This window comes from Streptomyces sp. NPDC127190 (assembly GCF_042672505.1).
Classification (GTDB): Bacteria; Actinomycetota; Actinomycetes; order Streptomycetales; family Streptomycetaceae; genus Streptomyces.
In genome coordinates this window covers 253403-275637 of sequence record NZ_JBHXVE010000003.1, presented here as the reverse complement: position 1 = coordinate 275637, position 22235 = coordinate 253403, and the positions used below count along the sequence as shown (strand labels likewise).

Genomic DNA, 22235 nt, shown 5'->3' with positions numbered 1-22235 from the left:
CCGCTACAAGGGCCTGACCCCCGGCGCGGCGGCCGCCCGGGCCGGGGGGGGCGCCGCGCCCCACGGCCTACACCCGGGCCCCCCCCCACGCCCCCCGGGGGAGGCTCTCGTTCATGACCGAAACCATGATTCCGGACCTGCTCGTCCGGTCCGCGACCCCCGATGACCGGCCCACCGTCGAACGGCTGTGGCTGATGTTCCGGCATGACCTGTCCGAGTACGCGGGTGTGCTGCCGGCCGCCGACGGTGGCTTCCGCAGCGAGCGCGTGGACTCCGCCTTCACCGCTCCCGGCTGGGCGCCGTACCTGCTGCTGTGCGGCGAACGCCCCGCCGGGTTCGCCTTCGTGCGCGCACTGGACGGCCCGGTGCGGGTTCTGAACAGCTTCTTCGTGGTGCGCGGCGCGCGCCGCCGGGGCCTCGGGCTGCGGGCCGTCCGGGCGGTGCTGGCCCGGCACCCCGGGCCGTGGGAGATCGCCTACCAGCAGGAGAACCCCGTCGCCGTGCGCTTCTGGCAGCGGGTCGCGGAGGATGCCGCGGGGGATGCCTGGACCCGTGAGCTCCGGCCGGTGCCAGACCGGCCGGAGCTGGCCCCGGATGTGTGGATGTCCTTCACCGTGAGCGGCTGAGCCGCCCTGTCCGGTCCGTGTCCTGGCGGCACATGAAGGGGCCGGTCCGCCCGGGCGGACCGGCCTGGTCGATGTTCCTGTTCAGGTGACTCTCCCTTCCTCGGTCTTCTCCTCAAGGCCTGGGGACACTCTTGGCCGCCGTACCGGCGCAGACCAGTCCGAGGACGATCGCCAGTGCGCCGATGACGATGTTGTTGATGATCACGCCCGCGTCCGGGCCGCTGCCCACGATCCAGGGAGCGATGATCAGCCACACGCCCATGGCGCACATGGCCCAGCTGAGGCCGTACATCCGCTCCGGGGCCCGGGTGAATCCGAGGGCCAGCAGGCCGATCGCGATCCCCATGATCAGATTGTGCGTCATGAGCGCCGGCTGGCTCGCTGTGTAGTGCACGATCCACGGCGATGCCGCGCAGTACAGACCGAGCAGGAATACCGGTCCGTCCACGAGCGCCACATCGCGACCGCCGAGCATGCGGGCGTAGCGAGCCCGCATTTCGGAGACATCGGGGTGGCTCGTTATGTCACCCCTGTGTGAGACGTTGGCCATGACTCGTCTCCTTTGCCTTTCAGGCCGGACCGCAGCCAGTGCGGTGTGCGGTACGCGCCGCCTGTCATTAGTTTGCCCTTATTTCTCCTTTATGTGTAGAGGTGGGTGGGCTGGTACCGGTACACAGATGTGAGGGGCGCGCGGCACGAACGGGCTGGGCGGCTACCTTCTCCGTCCGTTGCCGGAGGTGTCGCACAACGCCCGGTCGACGAGGGCGCTGGCGGCCTTCTGCTGCCGGATCGTCTCAGGGAGGTCGTTGAAGCTGGTGGACATGGAGACGGTGACGGTGCGGCTGCCGTCGTCGGTGGCGCCGTTCAGGGTGATGTAGCCGGCTTCCCCTCCTTCGTGGCTCCAGTAGCTCCCGCCGCAGCTCAGGGGGCGGTTGACCAAGCCGAGGCCGTAGCGTCCGCCGGGCCAGAACACCTCGAACCGCTTGGGAACGGGCACGGTGTCCTGCATCTCGGCCATGCGCGCCCGGGACAGCAGCCTGCCGCCCAGCAGCCCCCGGAAGAACCGGTTGACGTCCGCCGTGGTGGACACGTAGCCGCCGAGGTCGGGGACGATCTGTTCGGTGACGTCCGTCCGTTCGCCGGAGGCGAAGACCTGGTAGCCGTCGGCGTGCGGGCGGCGAAGGGTGGAGGCGGTGCCCGGCAGGTAGGTGTGGTCCATGCCGAGCGGTTTCAGGATCCGGCTCCCGACCTCCTGCTGCCAGGGGCGCCCGGCCGCCTTCTCGACGATCATGCCGAGGACGACGTAGCCGGTGTTGGAGTAACCCCAGCCGGTGCCCGGCCGGAAGTCCGGGTGGTGCTTCATCGCCCTCGCGACGATCTGTTCGGGGGTGTAGGTGTCGTAGCGGTGCCGGTAGTACTGCTGCGGGGTGTCGAAGCCGGGCAGGTCGTCGTGGAGGCCGCTGGTGTTCTGCAGCAGCTGGTGCACGGTGATCTTCCGTCCGTCGTTGCCGTTGCCGTCGATCACACCGGGCAGCCAGTGGTCCACCGTGTCGTCCAGGGACAGCTTGCCGTCGTCGGCCAGCTGAAGGACCACCGTGGCCATGAGCGCCTTGCCGGTGCTCGCCATCCGGAAGTAGCCGTTGCGGGGCACCGGGCGGTTCCCGCCCGCCCTGGCGACGCCGGCGGTGGCCACCAGATCCCAGCCGGAAGCGGTGGTCACCCGCGCCTGGACGCCGGTGATTCCCAGCGCCCGGATGGCACCGGTGTCCCGGCGCAGGTCCTCCTGCTGGTAGCCGGGCGCGGACCGCGCGGTCGCGCCGTCCGAGGACTGGACGGCAATGGCCGCACCCACTGTGCCGAGTACGGCCGCAGCGACGGCCGGCCACCCCCGGCCGATCCGGCGGCGACGTTGCTGGGAAGGGCGGTTCTGCGGCGCGGAGGCCGGGGTCGTCGATCTCATGGAGCAGACGCTAGGCAAGCGTCGAACCGCATGTCGCTACCGCAGGCGGCCGCCGGGAACCTACAGGTGGCTGTAGTGCCGCCGGGGCTCCCGGCCCATACAGTGGCGGGTCCGAGGGCCCCTTCCGGGTCCCGCTCGACAGACGAGGGTGGACCAGTGCACGGCGTGACAGGTGAGGCCCGCGCACGGTTGGTCCGAACCGGGCGCAGCGGACGTTACCTGCTCGGCACCCTGCTGACCGCGACGGTGACACTCGTGGCGGCGCCACTGCTGTGCCTGCCGTCGCTGGCAACTCCCTGGGCGGAGCGCCACCGCCGGCGCGCCGGGGCGGTGCTGGCCCGGCCGGTGGAGCCGCGCCCCCGTGCCCTGCGCCGAGACCTCGCATGGCTCGTGACGCAGGTGGCCACCGGCCTGCCCGCGGGCCTGCTTGCCCTGCTGTGCCTGGGCAACCTGCTCCTCACCGTCGTCGTCACCGTGGCGTGGCGGGCCTTCCCCGCGTCGGATCCGCCACGGCTGCTGCTGTTCGGAGTCCGTGTCGACAGCTGGGCCTCCGCGCTGACGGTCAACCTGGCGCAACTCCTGCTCCTTGCGGCTCTTGCGGCCGTCGCCCTGCCGCCGCTCGCCCGGCTGCACGCGCGGTGCTGCCTGGCAGTCCTGGCGCCGTCTCCCGCGGAACGACTGGCTGCGCGCGTCACCGAACTCACCCGGACGCGCGCCGATGTCCTTCAGGCGCACGGCGCGGAACTCCGCCGGATCGAACGCGACCTGCACGACGGCACCCAGGCCCGGCTGGTGGCCATCGCCATACGGCTTGCCGTGGCCGGGAACAGCCTTGCCCAGGACCCGGACGCGGCCGCCGCGCTCGTACGGCAGGCCCAGGCCGAGACCGAGGAGGCCATGGCCGAGCTGCGCTCCGTCATCCGCACCATCTACCCGCCGGTCCTGGCCGACCAGGGCCTCGAAGGCGCGCTCGGTACCCTGGCCGACAGGGCCGGCGTGCCGACCCGCATGGACATCGGCGATCTCGGCGAGGTCCCCGCCGCTGTCGAGGCGGTCGCCTACTTCGCCGTCACCGAGGCGCTGGCGAACATAGCCCGGCACAGCCGCGCCACCAAGGCCGCCGTCCACGTCACCCGGAACGGCGCGATGCTGTCCGCGGAGATCACCGACGACGGGGCCGGCGGGGCGGACGCATCCCGGGGCAGCGGCCTGGAGGGAATGCGCCGCCGCGCCGCCGCCCTGGACGGCACCATGAAGATCACCAGCCCGCCGGGCGGGCCGACCACCGTCACCGTGGAGCTGCCGTGCGCGTAGTCATCGCCGAGGACAACGTCCTGCTGTCCTCCGGACTCGAACTCCTGCTGGGCTCCCAGGGCTTCGAGGTCGCCGCGATCACGGAGGACGCCTCCGGCTTCCTCGCCGCAGTCGAGGCCCACCGCCCGGACGTCACCATCGTCGACGTGCGGCTGCCCCCGACCTTCCGCGACGAGGGCATCCGCGCCGCCCTCCGGGCCCGCCGCGACCGCCCCGGACTTCCTGTTCTGGTCCTGTCCCAGTACGTCGAGCAGGAATACGCCGGCCGCCTCCTCTCCGACACCCGTGGCGGCATCGGCTATCTGCTCAAGGACCGGGTGAGCCGCATCGCGGAGTTCACCGACGCACTGCGCCGCGTGGCCGCCGGCGGTACCGCCATGGACCCCGAGGTCATCGCCCAGCTCCTCGCCGTCCGCGGCGATCCCGTGGACACCCTGACCCCCCGCGAGCGCGAGGTCCTGGCCCTGATGGCCGAAGGGCACGACAACGCCACCATCGCCCAGCGGCTCTTCGTCACCGACAACGCCGTCCACAAACACATCGGCAGCGTCTTCCTCAAACTCGGCCTGTCGGCCGGCGACAGCGGCCACCGCCGGGTCCGCGCCGTCCTGGCCCACCTTCGCCGCCATGGCGGCCCCGAGCCCGGCGCAGCCGGTCAGTCACCCCCGGCCCGGCATCCGGCTCGCCAAGAGGACATGCCCGGACAGCCCTGTGTGCCCGACGACTTCGCCGTCCCCCTGGCCCCCGCCGCCGACGGGTTCCGTGCGGAACCTGCGGGACCTTGAGCGTCACGCACGCGACTTCCGGAACCGGACCGGCCGCCATGTGACCTCGGCCACTCCAGGGGGCCGGCGGAATTAACTTGAGGACGTGAAAGGTTGGCCTTTACATCTGAAACGTTGACCAGCAGCGAGGCACCCGTGAACCACCCCACCCCCGAGCAGCCCGCCGACGTCGTCGCCCGGCTCCGCGCCACCTTCGCCACCGGCCGCACCAAGCCCGTCGAGTGGCGCACCGAGCAGCTGCGCCGGCTGCGCGCGATGCTCACGGAGCGCGGTGCCGACCTCGCCGCCGCCCTCCACGCGGACCTCGGCAAGAGCAGCACCGAGGCCTACCGCACCGAGATCGACTTCACCATCCGGGAGATCGACCACACCCTGGAGCATCTCGCGGAGTGGCTGCGGCCCGAGCCCGCGCCCGTCCCGGCCCACCTCGGCGCCGACGCCACGGCCTGGACGCAGTACGACCCGCTCGGCGTGGTCCTCGTCATCGCCCCCTGGAACTACCCGGCGCAGCTGCTGCTCGCCCCGCTCGTCGGCGCGCTCGCCTCCGGCAACGCGGTCGTCGCCAAGCCCAGCGAACTCGCCCCGGCCACCTCCGCCGCGCTGGCCGAGCTGATCCCGGCCTACCTCGACACCGACGCCGTCGCCGTCGTCGAGGGCGGCGTCCCGGAGACCACGGCCCTGCTCGCCGAGCGCTTCGACCACATCTTCTACACCGGCAACGGCACCGTCGGCCGGATCGTGATGCGCGCCGCCGCCGAACACCTCACCCCGGTCACCCTCGAACTGGGCGGCAAGTCCCCGGTGTTCGTGGACCGCGGCACCGACCTCGACGCCGTCGCCGACCGTCTCGCCCGGGGCAAGTTCCTCAACGCCGGCCAGACCTGCGTCGCCCCCGACTACGTCCTGACCGACCCGGAGACCGCCCCCGCCCTGGAGGCCGCGCTGGTCCGCGCGGTCGAGACCCTGTACGGCACCGACCCGCAGAACTCCCCGGAGTACGGCCGGATCATCAACGAACGGCACTTCGACCGGCTGACCGCCCTGCTCGACTCGGGCCGGATCGCGGTCGGCGGCGCGAGCGAGCGCACCGCCAAGTACATCGCGCCGACGGTCCTCGCCGACGTCGACCCGAAGGCGCCCGTCATGCAGGAGGAGATCTTCGGCCCGATCCTGCCGATCGTCACCGTCGCCGGCCTGGACGAGGCGATCGCCTTCATCAACGACCGCGACAAGCCGCTCGCCCTGTACGTGTTCTCCGAGTCCGACGAGACCCGGGCGCGGATCGCCGCCGAGACCTCCTCCGGCGGCCTCGGCTACGGCCTGCCGCTGGCCCATCTCACCGTCTCCGACCTGCCGTTCGGCGGGGTGGGCGAGAGCGGCATGGGCAACTACCACGGCCGGTACTCCATCGAGACGTTCAGCCACCGCAAGGCGGTCCTCGCCAAGCCCCTGAACTGACGCGGCAGGCCGGACGGTTGTGCGATCATCCGCCGATGAGCACAGCAGCGATCACCGCGGACGCGTCCGGCACCTTCACCCTCGGCGATCTGCCCGTCCACCGCATCGGCCTCGGCGCCATGCGGCTGACGGGCAGCGCCGCCTTCCACCTCGGCACCCCGAGCGACCGCACCCGCTCCCTCGCGGTGCTGCGGCGGGCCGTCGAACTCGGCGTGAACCACATCGACACCGCCGCCTTCTACTTCTCCGCCACCCGCTCCGCCAACGAACTGATCAACACCGCGCTGGCCCCGTACGCCGAGGACCTGGTGATCGCCGCCAAGGTCGGCCCGTTCCGCGACTACCACGGCGAGTGGGGCACCGCGGCCCGCCCCGACCAGCTGCGCGGCCACGTGGAGGAGAACCTGCGCCAGCTCGGCCGCGACCACCTCGACCTCGTCTATCTGCGGCGGATGAGGCAGGACTCCATCGCCGAGCACTTCGGCGCCCTCGCCGAACTGCGCGAGGCGGGCATGATCCGGCACCTCGGCATCTCCGGCGTCGCACCGCACCACCTCGCCGAGGCCCTGGAGATCGCCCCGGTGGTCTCCGTGCAGAACCGGTACGCCCTGGACCGGCCCGACCCCGTCGACGACGAGATGCTGCGCCTGTGCGGCGAGCACGGCATCGCCTTCGTGCCGTTCTACGCCGTCGCCGGCGAGGCCGCGGCCCAAGCGGCGACCGACGACCACGACGACACCGTGCGCGACATCGCCCGCGCACACGGAGTGAGCCCCGCGCAGATCCGCATCGCCTGGACCCTGCACCAGGGCCCGCACGTCCTCGCCATCCCCGGCACCGGCAACCCGGACCACCTCGTGCAGAACGTCGCCGCGGGCGCCCTGCGCCTCACCGCGGACGAACAGAAGCGGCTGGACGCCCTGCACACCACCGCCGGCTGACCGGTCCCAGGGGGTACAGCCGTACGAAGGAACGATTGACTACCATCGGACGGGCGGGCGCACGGGCCGCCGCAGGCGAAGACGGGGTGAAGGACGTTCCATGACCGAGGCGAAGGACGAGCGCCGGCCGGCGGGCGAGCTCGAAGCGAGCGTCATGGCCGCGCTCTGGGCCGCCGGCGTCCCCCAGACGCCCGCCCAGGTCCAGCGCAGCCTCGGCGCGGAGCTCGCCCGTACGACGGTCACCACGATCCTCACCCGGCTGTACGACAAGGGCGTGGTCGAGCGGGAACGCCAGGGCCGCGGCTACGCCTACGCGCCGGTCCGCGACGCGCAGGACGCCCAGGGCCTCACCGCCCGCCGCATGCACAGCGAGCTGGACCGGGACAGCGACCGCGAGACGGTCCTCGCCCGCTTCGTCGCCCAGCTCAACCCCGACGACGAACGCATCCTGCGCGATCTGCTCGAATCCGACGACCGATGACCGCGCTGCTCCTGCTGCCCCTGCTGCTGCCCTGCACGCTGCCCTCGCTGGCCCGGCGCGCCGTCGCCCGGCTGGCGCCCCTGACCGCACTGTGGGCGCTCACCGGATGCGCGGTCGTCTTCGCCGGCTGCTCGCTGGCGGCGCTCGGCGCGTTCGTGCTCACCGGGCTGCTCAAGCTGCCGCTCTTCGCCGCGTTCGGCGAGCTGGTCCACCCGCTGCGCACCGCCTCCGACCTCGTCGTGCTCCCGGCCGCGGCCACCTCCGTCGGCGCGCTCGCCGTGTGCGCGCTGAGCCTGGTCCGCTCGGTGCTGCGCCAGACCCGCGCCTTCCGCGCGGCCCGCACCGAGGCCGGGCGCGGCCCCGCCGCCGGGGACCTGTGCGTGGTGGACTCGCCCCGCCCCGACGCCTACGCCCTGCCGGGCCGCCCGCACCGGATCGTCGTCACCACCGCGATGCTGCGCAGCCTGGACGGCAAGGAGCGGGAGGCGCTGTTCGCCCACGAGCGGGCCCACAACGCGGGCGGCCACCACTACTTCCTCGCCGCCGCCGAACTGGCCGCGCACTGCCATCCCGCGCTCCGCCGGGTCCGCGACTCCATCCGGCTGGCCGCCGAGCGCGCGGCCGACGAGGACGCCGCCGCCTCGGTCGGCGACCGGCGGCTGACCGCCCGAGCCATCGCCCGCGCGGCTCTCGCCGGTCAGTCGGCCCCTTCGTCGCGTCCCGCCTTCGCCGCCGCGGCGGCCGGCGGCCCGGTCCCCCAGCGCGTCCAGGCCCTGCTGGCAGCTCCGCTCGCGCCCCGCGCCGGCCGCGCCGTCGCCGCGTTGCTGCTCGTCTGCGCCGCCGGCTCCTGCGTGGCCTCGGTCACCGGGATGGCCGACTTCCATCACCGCATCGAGGTCGCCCAGGGCGAAGAGCGGCCCTGACGGCCACTCCTCACGCGGGCCCGTCGAGCGTGCGACGGACGAGGCGTCCGGTGGCCCGGTTCCACAGCGTGGCCAGGTCCTGCTCGTCGGCCCCCGTCCACCCCGTGCCGGCCGCGCCGCTGCCGGCCTGCTCCGCCCGCTCCCGTGCCCTTGCCCAGGCCCGCCGAACCGGCGTAGCGACGCGCGTAGAAGAGGGACTGGCATCCGTCGGGTTTTACGTATAACCTCCTCGGCTAACCACCCCCACCGGAAGGTTCCGATGCGACGCGTCGCCCTGGTCACCCTTGTCGTCGACGACTACGACGAGGCGATCCGCTTCTATACCGAGGCCCTCGGCTTCCGCCTGGCCGAGGACGCCCCGCGCCCCGACGGCTCCCGCTGGGTCGTCGTGGAGCCGGGCGACGGACCCGGCACCGGTCTGCTCCTGGCCCGCGCCAAGGGCGAGGCGCAGCGCGCCCGCACCGGCGACCAGACCGGCGGCCGCGTCGGCTTCTTCCTGCACACCGACGACTTCGCCCGTGACCACGCCCGGATGACCGCCGCCGGCGTGACCTTCCTGGAGGAGCCGCGGCACGAGCCGTACGGCACCGTCGCCGTCTTCCAGGACCTGTACGGCAACCGCTGGGACCTGCTCCAGCCCGCCACCCACTGAGATCCCACCGCACCACCCGAGGAACGCTGCCATGACCGCGCACCGCATCGACCCCGAGACCCTCCGCCGGCTGCCCAAGGCCGTCCTGCACGACCACCTCGACGGCGGCCTGCGCCCCGCCACCGTCGTGGAACTCGCCGCCGAGATCGGCCACACCCTGCCGACCACCGACCCCGACGAGCTGGCCGCCTGGTACTTCGAGGCCGCCAACTCCGGCGACCTGGTCCGCTACATAGCCACCTTCGAGCACACCCTCGCCGTCATGCAGAGCCGCGAGGGCCTGCTGCGCACCGCCGAGGAGTACGTCCTCGACCTGGCCGCCGACGGCGTCGTCTACGCCGAGGTGCGCTACGCGCCGGAGCTGAACACCCGGGGCGGGCTGACCATGAGCGAGGTCGTGGAGACCGTGCAGCAGGGCCTGGCCGCCGGTATGGCCAAGGCGGCCGCCGCCGGCACGCCGGTCCGCGTCGGCACCCTGCTGTGCGGCATGCGCATGTTCGACCGGGTCCGCGAGGCCGCCGACCTGGCCGTCGCCTACCGGGACGCGGGCGTCGTCGGCTTCGACATCGCCGGCGCCGAGGACGGCTTCCCGCCCGCCGACCACCTGGCCGCCTTCGAGCACCTGCGCCGCGAGAGCGTGCCGTTCACCATCCACGCCGGCGAGGCGCACGGCCTGCCCAGCATCCACCAGGCCCTCCAGGTGTGCGGCGCCCAGCGCATCGGCCACGGCGTACGCCTCACCGAGGACATCGTGGACGGCAAGCTGGGCCGGCTCGCCTCCTGGGTGCGCGACCGCCGCATCGCCCTGGAGATGTGCCCCACCTCCAACCTCCAGACCGGCTGCGCCACCTCGATCGCCGAGCACCCGATCACGGCCCTGAAGGACCTGGGCTTCCGGGTCACCCTCAACACCGACAACCGGCTGGTCTCGGGCACGACGATGACCCGGGAGATGTCCCTGCTGGTCGACGAGGCCGGCTGGACCGTCGAGGACCTGCGCACGGTCACGGTGAACGCCCTCAAGAGCGCCTTCATCCCGTTCGACGAGCGCAAGGCCCTCATCGAGGACGTGGTGCTGCCCGGCTACGCGGCCGCGCTCTGAACCAGCCCCCTGAGGTAGGCAGCCTGTCCGATGTGCTGAAGGTCGTCGGACAGGACGCTCACCAGGCGGACCCCCAGGGTGACCGGGGGGTCCCAGCGCTCGTCCACGATCCGTTCCAGATCCTTGGCGGCCAGGGCGCGCAGGGCGCCCAGGGTCTGCTCGTGGACGGCGTCGTAGTACCCGGTCAGCAGGTCGGCCGACTCGACCCGTACCTTGGCCACCTTGGCGGGGCTGTGCCCGTAGCCGGTGTCCTGCCGGGGCAGATCGAGGCCGAAGCGCTTCTCCCAGCCCTGGGAGAGCCACACCTGGTCGAGGCCGAAGGCGGCGGCGACGTGGTCGTCCTGCACCCGGGTGAGATGCCAGACGAGCCAGGCGACGGAGTTGGCGTCGGGCGCCGGGCGGTGGTGCAGCGCCTCGGGGCCGATGCCGTCGAGGGCGGCATGGACTTCTTCCCGGATGCGGCCGTAGCCGTCGATGAGGATGTCCTTGGCATGCATACCGTCCACCATCGCAAAGAGCCGTCCCGCCCGCGCCCGGAATCCGGTGACCCGGCCGGCGGGGTCAGCAGCCCGGCCGGGACGGCGCCGGTGCCCCGCCCCGCGGTGTCTCCGGCGTGCGCAGGGTGTCCAGGGTTCCCAGCAGGGTGACGAGCGCGCGGGCGGCGGGGCTCGTGGACCGCTCGGGCGGCAGCAGCGCGACCGTCTCGTACTGCGCCGCCCCGGCGCCCTTCAGCGGCAGCGCGGTGAGTGCGGGCCGCTTGTGCCGGAAGTGCCGGGGTACGACCGCGATCCCCAGGTTCTCGTCCACCAGGTCCAACAGGCTGTGCACGTCGTTGACCTCCAGCGCGACCGTGCGCCGGACACCCGCCGCGGTGAACGCGGCATCGGTGGTCCGGCGCGGACCCCAGTCCGGGTGGAAGTCCACGAACACCTCCCCGGCGAGGTCGTCCGGGCCGAGCACGGCCGGGGCCGCCGCGGCGGCGAGCCGGTGCCGCGGGTGGCACAGCACGGTCATCGGCTCGCTCGTCAGCGACACCGAACGCAGCTGGTCGGTGTCCGCCTGGGTGCGGTAGGCGAAGGCCAGATCGAGCCGCCCCGCCGCGACCTCCTCGGCCAGTGCGCCCGAACCCGCCTGGCGCAGCCGGATCTCCACGTCCGGATGGCGCCCGCGGAACGCGGCCAGCAGCCGCGCCACCTGCACCCCGGCGATGCACTGCTCGGTGCCGAGCGCCAGCGTGCCGCGCAGCACGCCCTGCACCGCGGCCACCGCCTCGTGCGCGGAGCGCACCTGCGCCAGCACCCGCTCGGCCTCCACCAGCAGGGCGCGGCCCGCCTCGGTCAGCGTCACCCGCCGGGTCGTCCGCACGAACAGCGGCGCCCGCAGCTCCCGCTCCAACGCCCGGATGGACGCGGACAGACCCGACTGCGACACCATCAGGCGTTCGGCGGCCCGGGTGAAATGCCGGTCCTCGGCCACCGCCACGAAGTGCTCGAGCTGGCGCAGTTCCATGATTGAGCAGCCTAGTCGCTGAATCCCATCGGATTCTTCTGTTGGACCGCTGCACACCGCCCGGGCGAGAGTGGTACCGGTGACGGGGAGCCGCAGGGCTCACCGGAACCGGGATACCGTGTGCCAACCCCTCTGGAGTCGCGTTGTACACCGCACACCCCGACCGTTACGCCGACATGCCCTACCGGCGCACCGGACGCAGCGGCCTGAAACTCCCCGCGCTGTCCCTCGGCCTGTGGCACAACTTCGGACCGGACCGGTCCGTCGAGACCCAGCGTGCCATCCTGCGCCGCGCCTTCGACCTCGGCGTCACCCACTTCGACCTGGCCAACAACTACGGCCCGCCGGCCGGCGCCGCCGAGTCCGCGTTCGGCGAGGCGCTGAAGGCCGACTTCGCGCCGTACCGCGACGAGCTGGTCATCTCCACCAAGGCCGGCTATCTGATGTGGCCCGGCCCCTACGGCGAATGGGGCTCGCGCAAGTACCTGCTGTCCTCGCTGGACCAGAGCCTGAAGCGGATGGGCCTGGACTACGTCGACATCTTCTACTCGCACCGCCCCGACCCGGAGACTCCGCTGGAGGAGACGATGGGCGCGCTGCACTCGGCCGTGCAGCAGGGCAAGGCGCTCTACGTCGGCATCTCCAACTACTCCGCCGAGCAGACCCGGGAGGCCGCCCGTATCCTCGCCGGGCTCGGCACCCCGCTCCTCATCCACCAGCCGCGCTACTCGATGCTCGACCGGCGCCCCGAGGACGGGGGCCTGCTCGACGCCCTGGACGACCTCCAGGTCGGCTCCATCGTCTTCTCCCCGCTGGAGCAGGGCCTGCTCACCGGCCGCTACCTCGACGGGATCCCCGAGGACTCCCGTGCCGCGAGCGACAGCCCGTTCCTCAACTCGGACGCGGTCACCGAGGAGTTGGTCGGCCGGCTGCGCGCCCTGGACGAGATCGCCAAGTCCCGCGGCCAGACGCTGGCCCAGCTGGCCCTCGCCTGGGTGCTGCGCGGCGAACGGGTCACCTCCGCGCTGGTCGGCGCGAGCAGCGCCCAGCAGATCGAGGACAGCGTCGGAGCGATCCGGAACCTGGACTTCGACGCGGAGGAACTGGCGCGGATCGACGCGATCGTACGGCAGTAACCCGGTGTCCCGGCCGCCGCGCCGCGGACTCTAGACGCCCTTGCGGCGGAACCAGCCGCGCCGGGGCTCGGGCGGAGGCACCGGGCCCGGGTGCGGTGTGCCCGGGTGCGGCGGGGCGCCGGGTCCCGTGGCGGGGGCGTGCGGCCCCGGGTACTGCGCGGGGGCGGGGAACGGCGGCGGGGCCTGGCCTTCCTGTGGGAACGGGGGCGGGGCCTGGCCTCCCTGCGGGAACGGCGGCGGGACCTGGCCGCTCTGCGGGGGCGGTGTCGGGCCGGGGAACGGCGGCAGTGCCTTGAACTGGTCGTGGAGCGTGACGGTCGGCGTGATGCGGTGCAGCGCCGCACGGACCAGGGTCAGCGGGTGGTCCGGGAACTCGGGGTCCCACTGCTCCAAGTCGGCCACGTGGTACGGCAGTCCGCCCAGCTGTCCGCCGCCGCCGTACGGGTGCGGCCGGAAGTAGTCGGTGAACCCCACCCGGTCCGCCACCACGGCTTCTCGCACGCCGCTCACCCCGGCCTCGCCGGCCTGCACCTTCACCACCACGCTGCACCGGTCCTTCGGCAGCGTCCAGCTGCCGATGAAGGCCTGCCCGGACTTGCTCTGCAAGGGCATCTTGATCAGCTGACGGAGCGCCGGGACCCCGTCCACGCTCCCGGTCACCGCTTCGATGAGGCCGCCCCCGGACCGCGCGATGCCGTGCGCGTTCTCGAAGCGCAGCCGGTCCAGTTCGTGCAGCGGGGCCGGCAGGTCCGGGACGAGGGGGAAGAAGTGAACCGACAGGATGACACCCGTCCCGTCGGTCCACAGACCGGGCTCACGCTCGGTGAACCCGGTGAGGTCCAGGCCGGTGATCGGGGTCTGGGCGATGAAGGTCATGGTGATCATCATGCCCGGCCGAGCGCACTCCTTGACCACCACCCCGGCCTCCGCGATGCTTCGTTGCGGAACATGAGATGCGTGCCGCAATAGGCAACGCAGTCGACATCTCGCCCCTGTGTCAGCTCTGTCAGCCGAGGAGTGGCCATGGCTCAGCAGGTCCGCGCCGTCGTCGCGCGCAGCAAGGGCGCCCCCGTCAGTCTGGAGACGGTCACCGTGCCCGACCCCGGCCCGGGTGAGGCCGTGGTCAGGATCCAGGCCTGCGGCGTCTGCCACACCGATCTGCACTACCGGGAGGGCGGCATCAGCGACGACTTCCCGTTCCTGCTGGGGCACGAGGCGGCGGGCGTGGTCGAGTCGGTCGGCGCGGGCGTCACCGACGTGGTGCCCGGGGACTTCGTGATCCTCAACTGGCGTGCGGTGTGCGGGAGTTGCCGGGCCTGTCTGCGCGGCCGGCCCTGGTACTGCTTCAGCACGCACAACGCCCGGCAGAAGATGACCCTGGCCGACGGCACGGAACTCTCGCCGGCCCTGGGGATCGGCGCCTTCGCCGAGAAGACGCTGGTGGCGGCCGGCCAGTGCACCAAGGTGGACCCGGCGGCGTCGCCGGCCGCCGCGGGGCTGCTGGGCTGCGGGGTGATGGCCGGCCTCGGCGCCGCCCTCAACACCGGTGGTGTCGGACGCGGCGACAGCGTCGCGGTCATCGGCTGCGGGGGCGTGGGCGCCGCGGCGATCGCCGGGGCGCGGCTGGCGGGCGCGGCGCGGATCGTCGCGGTGGACATCGACGACCGCAAGCTGGCCACGGCCCGCACCCTGGGCGCGACCCACACGGTCAACTCCCGGGAGACCGACGCGGTCGAGGCGGTGCGCGAGCTGACCGGAGGGTTCGGCGCCGACGTGGTGATCGAGGCGGTGGGCCGCCCGGAGACGTACCGGCAGGCCTTCTACGCCCGCGATCTCGCCGGGACGGTCGTGCTGGTCGGCGTGCCCACTCCGGAGATGAAGCTGGAACTGCCGCTGCTGGACGTCTTCGGCCGGGGCGGGGCGCTGAAGTCGTCCTGGTACGGAGACTGCCTGCCCTCCCGGGACTTCCCGCTGCTCATCGACCTCTACCTCCAGGGCCGGCTCGACCTGGACGCCTTCGTCACCGAGACCATCGCCCTGGACGAGGTGGAGAAGGCCTTCGAGCGTATGCACCAGGGCGACGTCCTGCGCTCGGTGGTGCTCCTCTGACGTCCGGGGCGACACCCCGCGCACGCGCGGCCCTGCCTCCGGTGACGACCCCGTGGACGGCACCGCAGGCAGGGCCGTCGGCATACCGCGGGAGATCGCTTTCCCCCTTGCTCACCTGCGCTTTCGCGGGCGCTTCGGGCTGCCCGGGAAACCGGCGCCGGCCCCTGCGCACCCAGGCCGGTGCGCGCCTTGACAAGGCTTCAGAAGCGCCCTCAGACTGACGTTGCGCTCATCGCAATCCGTTTCGCTATACGCACCGAGGTGTCATGATGATTCCCGCGTGCCGCCTCGCGGATCTGCCGCGAGGCGAGGCCTACCGGCTCGACACCGACCCGCCCGTGTCGGTGTTCCACACGGAAGACGGCGAGCTGTTCGCCATCGACGACACGTGCACCCACCAGGACGCCTCGCTCGCCGACGGCTGGCTGGAGGGCTGCGCGGTCGAATGCCCGCTGCACGCCTCGACCTTCGATCTGAGGACCGGAGCCGTGGACGCGCCCCCGGCCAGGCTCCCCGTCCGCACCCACGAGGTGGTGGTCGAGGACGGCGTGATCCATGTCCGGCTCTCCACGCAGGCGCCCAACCTGCCGCCGTGCATCGCCGCCCGCGCGGCCCAAGGCCCCGCGTGAGGACGGTGGCCGTGGTCGGCGCCTCCCTGGCCGGCCTGTCGGCCGCGCGCGCCCTGCGCCAGCGGGGGTATGACGGCCGGCTGGTCGTCGCCGGGGACGAGCCCCATCGCCCCTACGACCGGCCGCCGCTGTCCAAGGAGTTCCTGGCCGGCACCCTCGACGCGGCGGATCTCGCGCTGGAGCGGGACGACGAGGAGCTCGGGGCGGAGTGGCTGCTCGGCGTCCGCGCCACCGGACTCGACCGCGCCGGACGCGCGATCCGGCTCGCCGACGGCCGGGAGATACGCGCCGACGGCGTGGTCGTCGCCACCGGAGCCGCCGCCCGCACCCTGCCCGGCACCGAGGGGCTCGCCGGGGTGCATGTGCTGCGCACCCTCGACGACGCCCGCGCCCTGCGGGACGACCTCGCCCGCGGCGGCCGGCTGGTGGTGATCGGCGCAGGGTTCGTCGGCGCGGAGGTCGCCGCCACGGCGTACACCCTCGGTCTGGACGTGACCGTGATGGAGGCGGCGCCGGTCCCGCTCTCCGGACCGCTCGGCGCGACCATGGGCGGGGTCGTGTCCGCTCTCCACCACGACCACGGCGTACGGCTGTGGTGCGGGGTCGGGGTCAAGGGGCTGAGCGGCGGGAGCCGGGTGTCCGCCGTCCTGCTGGCGGACGGCCGGACCGTGCCCGCCGACACCGTCGTCGTCGGGGTGGGCGCGCGTCCCTGCGTCGACTGGCTGGAAGGCTCCGGCGTGCCGCTCGACAACGGCGTGCGGTGCGGCGCCGACGGGCGCACCGAGGTGGCCGGGGTGGTCGCCGTCGGCGACTGCGCCAACTGGTACGACCCGCACACCGGCGGCCACCACAGGGTCGAGCACTGGACCGGCGCGCTGGAACGGCCCGACGCGGCGGTCGCCGCGCTGCTCGGGGGCGGTGCGACGCAACCGGTGCCGCCCCGGCCGCCGTACTTCTGGTCCGATCAGTACGGAGTGCGGATCCAGTTCGCCGGCCACGCGGCCGGCGCCGACAGCGTGACGGTCGAGGAGGGCTCGACCGACGACCGCAGTTTCCTGGCGGTCTACCGGCGGGCGGGCCGCCCGGTCGCCGTGCTCGGGATGAACCGGCCGCGGCTCTTCACCCGTTGGCGCAAGCAGCTCGGCGCCGCCGCGCCCCACGGCGCCCCGGCGTGACCCACCGACCCTCGACGTCTCCCGAGGAGTGCACCGTGACCCCGACCAGCCTGCCGGACAGCCTGATCGCCACGCTGCCCGGCGCCGCCTACACGGACCCCGCGGTCTTCGCCCAGGAGCAGGAGCACATCTTCGAGACGATGTGGTTCTGCGTCGCCCGCGCCGCCGACCTGCCGAAACCCGGCGCCTTCCGCACCGTCGACGTGGGCCGCGAGAGCATCCTGGTCACCCGCGCCCGGGACCACTCGGTCCGCGCCTACTTCAACGTGTGCCGGCACCGCGGCGCCAGGCTCCGCACGGAGGACGCCGGCGAGGTCAGGCGCGCCTTCCAGTGCCCGTACCACGCCTGGACCTACGACCTCGACGGCAGGCTCGTCGCGGCCCCCAACCTCACCAGGATGCCGGACGTCGGCCGTACCGAGTACGGCCTGGTGGGCATCGCCGTGCGCGAATGGCTCGGCTATGTCTGGGTGTGCCTGGCCGAGGACCCGCCCTCCTTCGAGGAGGACGTCGTCGGCGCGGTGGCCGCCCGGCTCGGCGACATCGAGTCGATCGAGCACTACGCCGTCGACCGGCTCTCGGTGGGCCGCCGGATCGTCTACGACGTCAGGGCGAACTGGAAGCTCATCGTCGAGAACTTCATGGAGTGCTACCACTGTGCCACGATCCATCCCGAACTCACCGAGGTACTCCCGGAGTTCGCCGACGGCTATGCCGCCCAGTACTACGTGGGCCACGGCGCGGAGTTCGGGGCGGACATCCAGGGCTTCACCGTCGACGGCTCGGCGGGGCTGGACCGCATCCCGGGGGTGTCCGAGGAACAGGACCGCCGCTACTACGCCATCACTGTCAAACCGCAGGTCTTCATCAACCTGGTGCCCGACCATGTGATCTTCCACCGGATGTACCCGGCCGCCGCCGACCGCACCGTCGTGGAGTGCGACTGGCTCTATCTGCCCGGGGTGGTGGAGAGCGGCCGGGACGTCAGCCGGTCGGTGGAGCTGTTCGACCGGGTCAACCGCCAGGACTTCGAGGCCTGCGAGCGCACCCAGCCGGGGATGGGGTCACGGCTGTACGCCAAGGGCGGGGTGCTCGTGCCCAGCGAGCACCACATCGGTGCCTTCCACGCCTGGGTGAACGCGCGTCTCGGTACCCGCCGTCCGGAGTGAGGGATGCCCCCGGCCCGCCGGGGGTGTCGGCGGGCCGTGCGGCGGTCGGCCTCCGGGATCAGCCCAGGTACCCCATCCGGTGGCTGATCTCCTCCGCGCCCTTGACCAGCACCGGAGCCAGCTCGTGCAGACGCTCCTCGGTGAACCGGTAGGAGGGCCCGGAGGCGCTGATCGACGCGATGACCCGGCCCTCCCGGTCACGGATCGGGGCGGCCATGGCGTGCAGCCCGATCTCCAGTTCCTCCAGCGTCCAGGCGTAACCGCGCTCCCGGGCCGCGGCGAGGTTCTTCTCCAGCTTCGTCTTCGCCGAGATCGTGTGCGGGGTCAGCTTCTTCAGGCCGGCCCGGGCCAGCAGCTCCGCGCGTTCCCCGGCGGGCAGATGGGCCAGCATGATCTTGCCGCTGGAGGTGGCGTGCAGCGGGGTCAGCTGGCCGACCCAGTTGTGCGCGGTGACGGCGGCGGTGCCGCGCACCTGGTAGAGGTTGATCGCGTACTGCTCCTGACGTACGGCGATATTGACCGTCTCGCCGATCTCCTCGGCCAGCCGCTCGCACACCGGCCGCCCCTGCTGGGTGAGGTCGATCCGGGCGGTGACGGCCCCCGCCAGCCGGACGATGCCGAAGCCGAGCCGGTACTTGCCCCGCTCGCCGGTCTGCTCCACGAGACCCCGCGCCTCCAGGGCGCCGAGCAGCCGGAACGCGGTCGACTTGTGCACCTCGATCTCGGCGGCCACCTCGCTCACACCCGCCTCGCCGCGCCGCGCCAGGATCTCCAGCACGCTGATGGCGCGGTCGACGGACTGCACCCCGCCGGACGGCGAGCCGTTCGTTTCGATGTCCGGACTCATGTTGCTCATAACGAAACTATACGCGCGGTAAACAACGCGGACGCAAGTAACACGCTTGCTACCCAGCCCTTACAAGTTGCGTTGTTCGCAACCTGGTGCGCATTGAGATACCCGTACTAGCATGCGCGGCAATCGACGGCGCGAGTGAGACGAGGCACCATGGCCCTCCTGCACTACGACTTCGTCATCGTCGGCGGCGGATCGGCCGGCAGCGCACTGGCGAACCGCCTCTCGGCCGATCCCGGCAACCGCGTGCTCGTCCTGGAGGCGGGCCGCCCCGACTACCCGTGGGACGTGTTCATTCACATGCCCGCGGCCCTCACCTACCCCATCGGCAGCCGCTTCTACGACTGGCAGTACGAGTCCGAGCCCGAGCCGCACATGGGCGGCCGGCGCATCTACCACGCCCGCGGCAAGGTGCTCGGCGGCTCCAGCAGCATCAACGGCATGATCTTCCAGCGCGGCAACCCCATGGACTACGAGCGCTGGGCCGCCGGACCCGGCATGGAGTCCTGGGACTACGCCCACTGCCTGCCCTACTTCCGCCGGATGGAGAACTGCCTGGCGGCCGACCCGGACGACGCGTTCCGCGGCCATGACGGCCCCCTGGTCCTGGAGCGCGGCCCGGCCGTCAACCCGCTCTTCACCGCCTTCCTCCAGGCCACCCGGCAGGCGGGGTACGCCCCCACGGACGACGTCAATGGCTACCGGCAGGAAGGTTTCGCCCCGTTCGACCGCAACGTCCACCGCGGGCGGCGCCTGTCGGCCTCCAAGGCGTATCTCAAGCCCGTGCGCAGGCGGCCCAACCTCACGGTCCGCACCCGTGCCCTCGTCACCCGGGTGCTGTTCGAGGGCAAGCGCGCCGTCGGCGTCGAGTACCGGCGCGGCCGCGGCGCGCCCCAGCAGGTCCGGGCCGGTGAGGTCGTCCTGTGCGGCGGCGCCGTCAACACCCCGCAGCTGCTCCAGCTCTCCGGCGTCGGCGACGCCGCCGAGCTGTCCGCCCTCGGCGTCGACGTCGTACACCACCTGCCGGGCGTCGGCGAGAACCTCCAGGACCACCTGGAGGTGTACGTCCAGTACGCCTGCCGGCAACCCGTCTCCGTGCAGCCGTACATGGCGAAGTGGCGGGCCCCCTTCATCGGGCTCCAGTGGCTGCTGCGGACCGGGCCTGCGGCCACGAACCACTTCGAGGCCGGCGGCTTCGCGCGCAGCAACGAGGACGTGGAGTACCCCAACCTGATGTTCCATTTCCTGCCGGTCGCCGTCCGCTACGACGGCTCCGCACCGGCCGGCGGCCACGGCTACCAGGTGCACGTGGGCCCCATGTACTCCGACGCCCGCGGCTCGGTGAAGATCAGGAGCCGGGACCCGCGGGTGAAGCCCGCGCTGCGCTTCAACTACCTCTCCACGGAGCAGGACCGGCGGGAGTGGGTCGAGGCGATCCGGGTCGCCCGCCGCATTCTCGGCCAGCCGGCCCTCGCCCCTTACAACGGCGGCGAGATCTCGCCCGGCCCCTCGGTCGACACCGACGAGGAGATCCTCGCCTGGGTGGCGAAGGAGGGCGAGACCGCGCTGCATCCCTCGTGCACCTGCGCGATGGGCACCGGCGAGATGTCCGTCGTCGACCCGCTGAGCATGCGGGTGCACGGGCTGGACGGGCTGCGCGTGGTGGACGCGTCCGTGATGCCCTACGTCACCAACGGCAATATCTACGCCCCGGTGATGATGATCGCCGAGAAGGCGGCCGACCTCATCCTCGGCAGGAAGCCGCTGCCGCCGTCCGACGTCGCCTACTACCGCCATCCCGACGCCCGGAAGCAGGCGGGACAGGCGGGGGCGCCGACCCCTTGACGGGTGTCGGCCCCTTCCGCGAGGGTGTTCCACCACGAGCAATCCGATGCACCATGCGCAACCGCTTCTCCTCGAAGGGCGCGGCCGTGGCAGATCTGTACGTGGACGGGGAATGGCGCGCCGCGCTGGCCGGCGGCCGCAGGGAGATCCGCTGTCCGGCGGACGGCACGCTCGTGGCGACGGTCCCGGAGGCGACCCGCGCCGACACCGAGGCGGCCATCGCGGCGGCCCGGCGCGCCTTCGACCAGGGCCCCTGGCCGCACACCCCCGAGCGGGAGCGCGGCACGCTGCTGCTGCGCGCCGCCGACATCCTGGAGCGCGACGCCAAGGAGATCGCCCGCGCCGAGTCCCTGGACACCGGCAAGCGCCTGGTGGAGAGCGAGTACGACCTCGCCGACGTCGTCGCCTGCTTCCGCTACTACGGCGGCATCGCCGGCACCGGCGCCGGCCGGGTGGTGGACACCGGCCGCGCCGACGCGCTCAGCCGGGTCGAGTACGAGCCGGTCGGCGTCTGCGGACTCATCACCCCCTGGAACTACCCGCTGCTCCAGGCCTCCTGGAAGGTCGCACCGGCCCTGCTCGCGGGAAACACCGTGGTCCTCAAGCCCAGTGAGCTGACGCCCTCCACCTCCGTCCTGCTGATGCGGGCCCTGGCGGAGGCGGGGCTCCCGGCCGGCGCCGCCAACCTCGTGCTGGGCGCCGGCGCCGAGGCCGGCGCACCGCTGGCCGAACACCCGGACGTGGACCTGGTGTCCTTCACCGGCGGGCTGGAGACCGGGCGGCGCGTCATGGCCGCCGCCGCGGCGACGGTGAAGAAGGTCGCGCTGGAACTGGGCGGCAAGAACCCGAACGTCGTCTTCGCCGACGCCGACTTCGACACCGCCGTCGACTTCGCGCTCACCGCCGTCTTCCTGCACTCCGGGCAGGTCTGCTCGGCCGGCGCCCGGCTGATCGTCGAGGACTGCCTGCACGACGCCTTCGTCGACGAGGTGGTGCGCCGCGCCCGGCTCATCCGCCTCGGCGGCCCCTTCGACCCCGGCGCCGAGACCGGGCCGCTGATCTCCGCGCCGCACCGCGAGAAGGTCGAGGCGTACGTCGCCGCGGGCCTCGCCGAGGGCGCCGTACTGCGCTGCGGCGGCGCCCGCCCCGCGGACCCCGCGCTCGCCGGCGGCTTCTACTACCCGCCCACCGTGCTGGACGAGTGCCGGCAGGACATGCGCGTGGTGCACGAGGAGTCCTTCGGGCCCGTCCTCACCGTGGAGCGCTTCCACGACGAGGACGACGCCGTCCGCATCGCCAACGACACGGAGTACGGCCTGGCCGGAGCCGTCTGGACGCAGGACGCGGGCCGGGCCCAGCGGGTCGCGCGCCGGCTGCGCCACGGGACCGTGTGGATCAACGACTACCACCCCTATGTGCCGCAGGCGGAGTGGGGCGGTTTCGGGCGCTCGGGCGTGGGCCGCGAACTGGGGCCTGCCGGCCTCGACGAGTACCGGGAGCCCAAGCACGTCTGGCAGAACATCCAACCCCGGCCGCAGCACTGGTTCCGCGGCTGAACGGCGAAGAGA

General features: G+C 72.7%; 21 protein-coding genes and 1 pseudogene. 16 read left to right on the top strand and 6 right to left on the bottom strand.

The genetic code is table 11. The features are described 5' to 3' along the window. Nucleotides 1–113: 113 nt before the first annotated feature. Nucleotides 114–626, top strand: a complete 513-nt coding sequence (locus ACFVIU_RS06980; protein ID WP_385841116.1) for a GNAT family N-acetyltransferase — start codon at nt 114–116, stop codon at nt 624–626. 112 nt (nt 627–738) lie between these two features. Here ACFVIU_RS06980 and ACFVIU_RS06975 read toward each other — a convergent pair whose 3' ends face one another. Together ACFVIU_RS06975 and ACFVIU_RS06970 are read right to left on the bottom strand one after the other, a co-directional pair. Continuing rightward, a complete protein-coding gene (locus tag ACFVIU_RS06975) occupies nt 739–1176 on the bottom strand; it encodes an SPW repeat protein (RefSeq protein WP_385841115.1) in 438 nt (145 codons plus the stop codon). 162 nt (nt 1177–1338) lie between these two features. Next, a complete protein-coding gene (locus ACFVIU_RS06970; RefSeq protein ID WP_385841114.1) occupies nt 1339–2586 on the bottom strand; it encodes a serine hydrolase domain-containing protein in 1248 nt (415 codons plus the stop codon). Between the two features lie 189 nt (nt 2587–2775). Between ACFVIU_RS06970 and ACFVIU_RS06965 the strand changes: the two genes are divergently transcribed. The 8 genes and pseudogenes from ACFVIU_RS06965 (at nt 2776) to ACFVIU_RS06930 (ending at nt 10242) form a co-directional block, all read left to right on the top strand. Further along, complete coding sequence (locus tag ACFVIU_RS06965) at nt 2776–3900, top strand: sensor histidine kinase (protein WP_385841113.1); 1125 nt, start codon at nt 2776–2778, stop codon at nt 3898–3900. Next, a pseudogene (locus tag ACFVIU_RS06960) lies at nt 3891–4523 on the top strand (response regulator); the annotation flags it as partial. The gene ACFVIU_RS06965 and the pseudogene ACFVIU_RS06960, both read left to right, overlap by 10 nt. 297 nt (nt 4524–4820) lie before the next feature. Further along, nucleotides 4821–6143: an aldehyde dehydrogenase family protein gene (locus tag ACFVIU_RS06955; RefSeq protein WP_385841346.1), complete on the top strand. Its 1323-nt coding sequence runs from the start codon at nt 4821–4823 to the stop codon at nt 6141–6143. A 35-nt stretch (nt 6144–6178) separates the two neighbouring features. Next, entirely contained in the window at nt 6179–7084 is a 906-nt protein-coding gene (locus tag ACFVIU_RS06950) for an aldo/keto reductase (protein WP_385841112.1), read from the top strand. 100 nt (nt 7085–7184) lie between these two features. After that, nucleotides 7185–7565, top strand: coding sequence for a BlaI/MecI/CopY family transcriptional regulator (locus ACFVIU_RS06945; protein ID WP_385841111.1), 381 nt, complete (start codon nt 7185–7187; stop codon nt 7563–7565). Beyond that, nucleotides 7562–8488, top strand: coding sequence for a M48 family metalloprotease (locus ACFVIU_RS06940; RefSeq protein ID WP_385841110.1), 927 nt, complete (start codon nt 7562–7564; stop codon nt 8486–8488). Before ACFVIU_RS06945 ends, ACFVIU_RS06940 begins: the two co-directional genes overlap by 4 nt. A gap of 259 nt (nt 8489–8747) precedes the next feature. Then, entirely contained in the window at nt 8748–9140 is a 393-nt protein-coding gene (locus ACFVIU_RS06935) for a VOC family protein (RefSeq protein ID WP_385841109.1), read from the top strand. A gap of 31 nt (nt 9141–9171) precedes the next feature. Next, nucleotides 9172–10242 carry an adenosine deaminase gene (locus ACFVIU_RS06930; protein ID WP_385841108.1) on the top strand — a complete coding sequence of 357 codons (1071 nt, stop codon included), beginning with the start codon at nt 9172–9174 and terminating at the stop codon, nt 10240–10242. Here the strand turns inward: ACFVIU_RS06930 and ACFVIU_RS06925 are convergent. Together ACFVIU_RS06925 and ACFVIU_RS06920 are read right to left on the bottom strand one after the other, a co-directional pair. Then, nucleotides 10224–10739: a DUF664 domain-containing protein gene (locus ACFVIU_RS06925; protein ID WP_385841107.1), complete on the bottom strand. Its 516-nt coding sequence runs from the start codon at nt 10737–10739 to the stop codon at nt 10224–10226. The genes ACFVIU_RS06930 and ACFVIU_RS06925 overlap by 19 nt on opposite strands. A gap of 64 nt (nt 10740–10803) precedes the next feature. Continuing rightward, on the bottom strand, nt 10804–11751 hold the full coding sequence (locus tag ACFVIU_RS06920) for a LysR family transcriptional regulator (protein WP_385841106.1): 948 nt from the start codon (nt 11749–11751) through the stop codon (nt 10804–10806). Between the two features lie 143 nt (nt 11752–11894). Here ACFVIU_RS06920 and mgrA point away from each other — a divergent pair, with 143 nt between their 5' ends. Further along, complete coding sequence (gene mgrA / locus ACFVIU_RS06915; protein ID WP_385841105.1) at nt 11895–12887, top strand: L-glyceraldehyde 3-phosphate reductase; 993 nt, start codon at nt 11895–11897, stop codon at nt 12885–12887. Nucleotides 12888–12917: 30 nt separating this feature from the next. Here the strand turns inward: mgrA and ACFVIU_RS06910 are convergent, their stop codons facing one another. Then, nucleotides 12918–13763 carry a hypothetical protein gene (locus ACFVIU_RS06910; protein WP_385841104.1) on the bottom strand — a complete coding sequence of 282 codons (846 nt, stop codon included), beginning with the start codon at nt 13761–13763 and terminating at the stop codon, nt 12918–12920. A gap of 147 nt (nt 13764–13910) precedes the next feature. Between ACFVIU_RS06910 and ACFVIU_RS06905 the strand changes: the two genes are divergently transcribed. The 4 genes from ACFVIU_RS06905 (at nt 13911) to ACFVIU_RS06890 (ending at nt 17969) form a co-directional block, all read left to right on the top strand. After that, nucleotides 13911–14996, top strand: coding sequence for an S-(hydroxymethyl)mycothiol dehydrogenase (locus tag ACFVIU_RS06905; RefSeq protein ID WP_385841103.1), 1086 nt, complete (start codon nt 13911–13913; stop codon nt 14994–14996). A 266-nt stretch (nt 14997–15262) separates the two neighbouring features. Continuing rightward, complete coding sequence (locus ACFVIU_RS06900) at nt 15263–15625, top strand: bifunctional 3-phenylpropionate/cinnamic acid dioxygenase ferredoxin subunit (RefSeq protein WP_385841102.1); 363 nt, start codon at nt 15263–15265, stop codon at nt 15623–15625. Further along, a complete protein-coding gene (locus ACFVIU_RS06895; RefSeq protein WP_385841101.1) occupies nt 15622–16800 on the top strand; it encodes an NAD(P)/FAD-dependent oxidoreductase in 1179 nt (392 codons plus the stop codon). The genes ACFVIU_RS06900 and ACFVIU_RS06895 overlap by 4 nt, the downstream gene beginning before the upstream one ends. Before the next feature lie 35 nt (nt 16801–16835). Then, complete coding sequence (locus ACFVIU_RS06890) at nt 16836–17969, top strand: aromatic ring-hydroxylating dioxygenase subunit alpha (protein WP_385841100.1); 1134 nt, start codon at nt 16836–16838, stop codon at nt 17967–17969. A gap of 58 nt (nt 17970–18027) precedes the next feature. Here the strand turns inward: ACFVIU_RS06890 and ACFVIU_RS06885 are convergent, their stop codons facing one another. Further along, nucleotides 18028–18825 (bottom strand): IclR family transcriptional regulator, encoded by a 798-nt coding sequence (locus ACFVIU_RS06885; protein WP_385841099.1) that lies wholly within the window; start codon nt 18823–18825, stop codon nt 18028–18030. 150 nt (nt 18826–18975) lie between these two features. Here ACFVIU_RS06885 and betA point away from each other — a divergent pair, with 150 nt between their 5' ends. Both betA and ACFVIU_RS06875 read left to right on the top strand, forming a co-directional pair. After that, nucleotides 18976–20667 carry a choline dehydrogenase gene (gene betA / locus ACFVIU_RS06880; RefSeq protein WP_385841098.1) on the top strand — a complete coding sequence of 564 codons (1692 nt, stop codon included), beginning with the start codon at nt 18976–18978 and terminating at the stop codon, nt 20665–20667. A gap of 86 nt (nt 20668–20753) precedes the next feature. Continuing rightward, nucleotides 20754–22223, top strand: coding sequence for an aldehyde dehydrogenase family protein (locus ACFVIU_RS06875; protein ID WP_385841097.1), 1470 nt, complete (start codon nt 20754–20756; stop codon nt 22221–22223). Nucleotides 22224–22235: the final 12 nt, after the last annotated feature.

Bases quoted from the DNA above. Each gene is read 5' to 3' on its own strand.
- ACFVIU_RS06980 (WP_385841116.1), top strand. From the start codon at position 114: ATGACCGAAACCATGATTCCGGACCTGCTCGTCCGGTCCGCGACCCCC.
- ACFVIU_RS06975 (WP_385841115.1), bottom strand. From the start codon at position 1,176: ATGGCCAACGTCTCACACAGGGGTGACATAACGAGCCACCCCGATGTC.
- ACFVIU_RS06970 (WP_385841114.1), bottom strand. From the start codon at position 2,586: ATGAGATCGACGACCCCGGCCTCCGCGCCGCAGAACCGCCCTTCCCAG.
- ACFVIU_RS06950 (WP_385841112.1), top strand. From the start codon at position 6,179: ATGAGCACAGCAGCGATCACCGCGGACGCGTCCGGCACCTTCACCCTC.
- ACFVIU_RS06945 (WP_385841111.1), top strand. From the start codon at position 7,185: ATGACCGAGGCGAAGGACGAGCGCCGGCCGGCGGGCGAGCTCGAAGCG.
- ACFVIU_RS06940 (WP_385841110.1), top strand. From the start codon at position 7,562: ATGACCGCGCTGCTCCTGCTGCCCCTGCTGCTGCCCTGCACGCTGCCC.
- ACFVIU_RS06935 (WP_385841109.1), top strand. From the start codon at position 8,748: ATGCGACGCGTCGCCCTGGTCACCCTTGTCGTCGACGACTACGACGAG.
- ACFVIU_RS06930 (WP_385841108.1), top strand. From the start codon at position 9,172: ATGACCGCGCACCGCATCGACCCCGAGACCCTCCGCCGGCTGCCCAAG.
- ACFVIU_RS06925 (WP_385841107.1), bottom strand. From the start codon at position 10,739: ATGCATGCCAAGGACATCCTCATCGACGGCTACGGCCGCATCCGGGAA.
- ACFVIU_RS06920 (WP_385841106.1), bottom strand. From the start codon at position 11,751: ATGGAACTGCGCCAGCTCGAGCACTTCGTGGCGGTGGCCGAGGACCGG.
- ACFVIU_RS06910 (WP_385841104.1), bottom strand. From the start codon at position 13,763: ATGACCTTCATCGCCCAGACCCCGATCACCGGCCTGGACCTCACCGGG.
- ACFVIU_RS06905 (WP_385841103.1), top strand. From the start codon at position 13,911: ATGGCTCAGCAGGTCCGCGCCGTCGTCGCGCGCAGCAAGGGCGCCCCC.
- ACFVIU_RS06900 (WP_385841102.1), top strand. From the start codon at position 15,263: ATGATGATTCCCGCGTGCCGCCTCGCGGATCTGCCGCGAGGCGAGGCC.
- ACFVIU_RS06885 (WP_385841099.1), bottom strand. From the start codon at position 18,825: ATGAGCAACATGAGTCCGGACATCGAAACGAACGGCTCGCCGTCCGGC.
- betA (WP_385841098.1), top strand. From the start codon at position 18,976: ATGGCCCTCCTGCACTACGACTTCGTCATCGTCGGCGGCGGATCGGCC.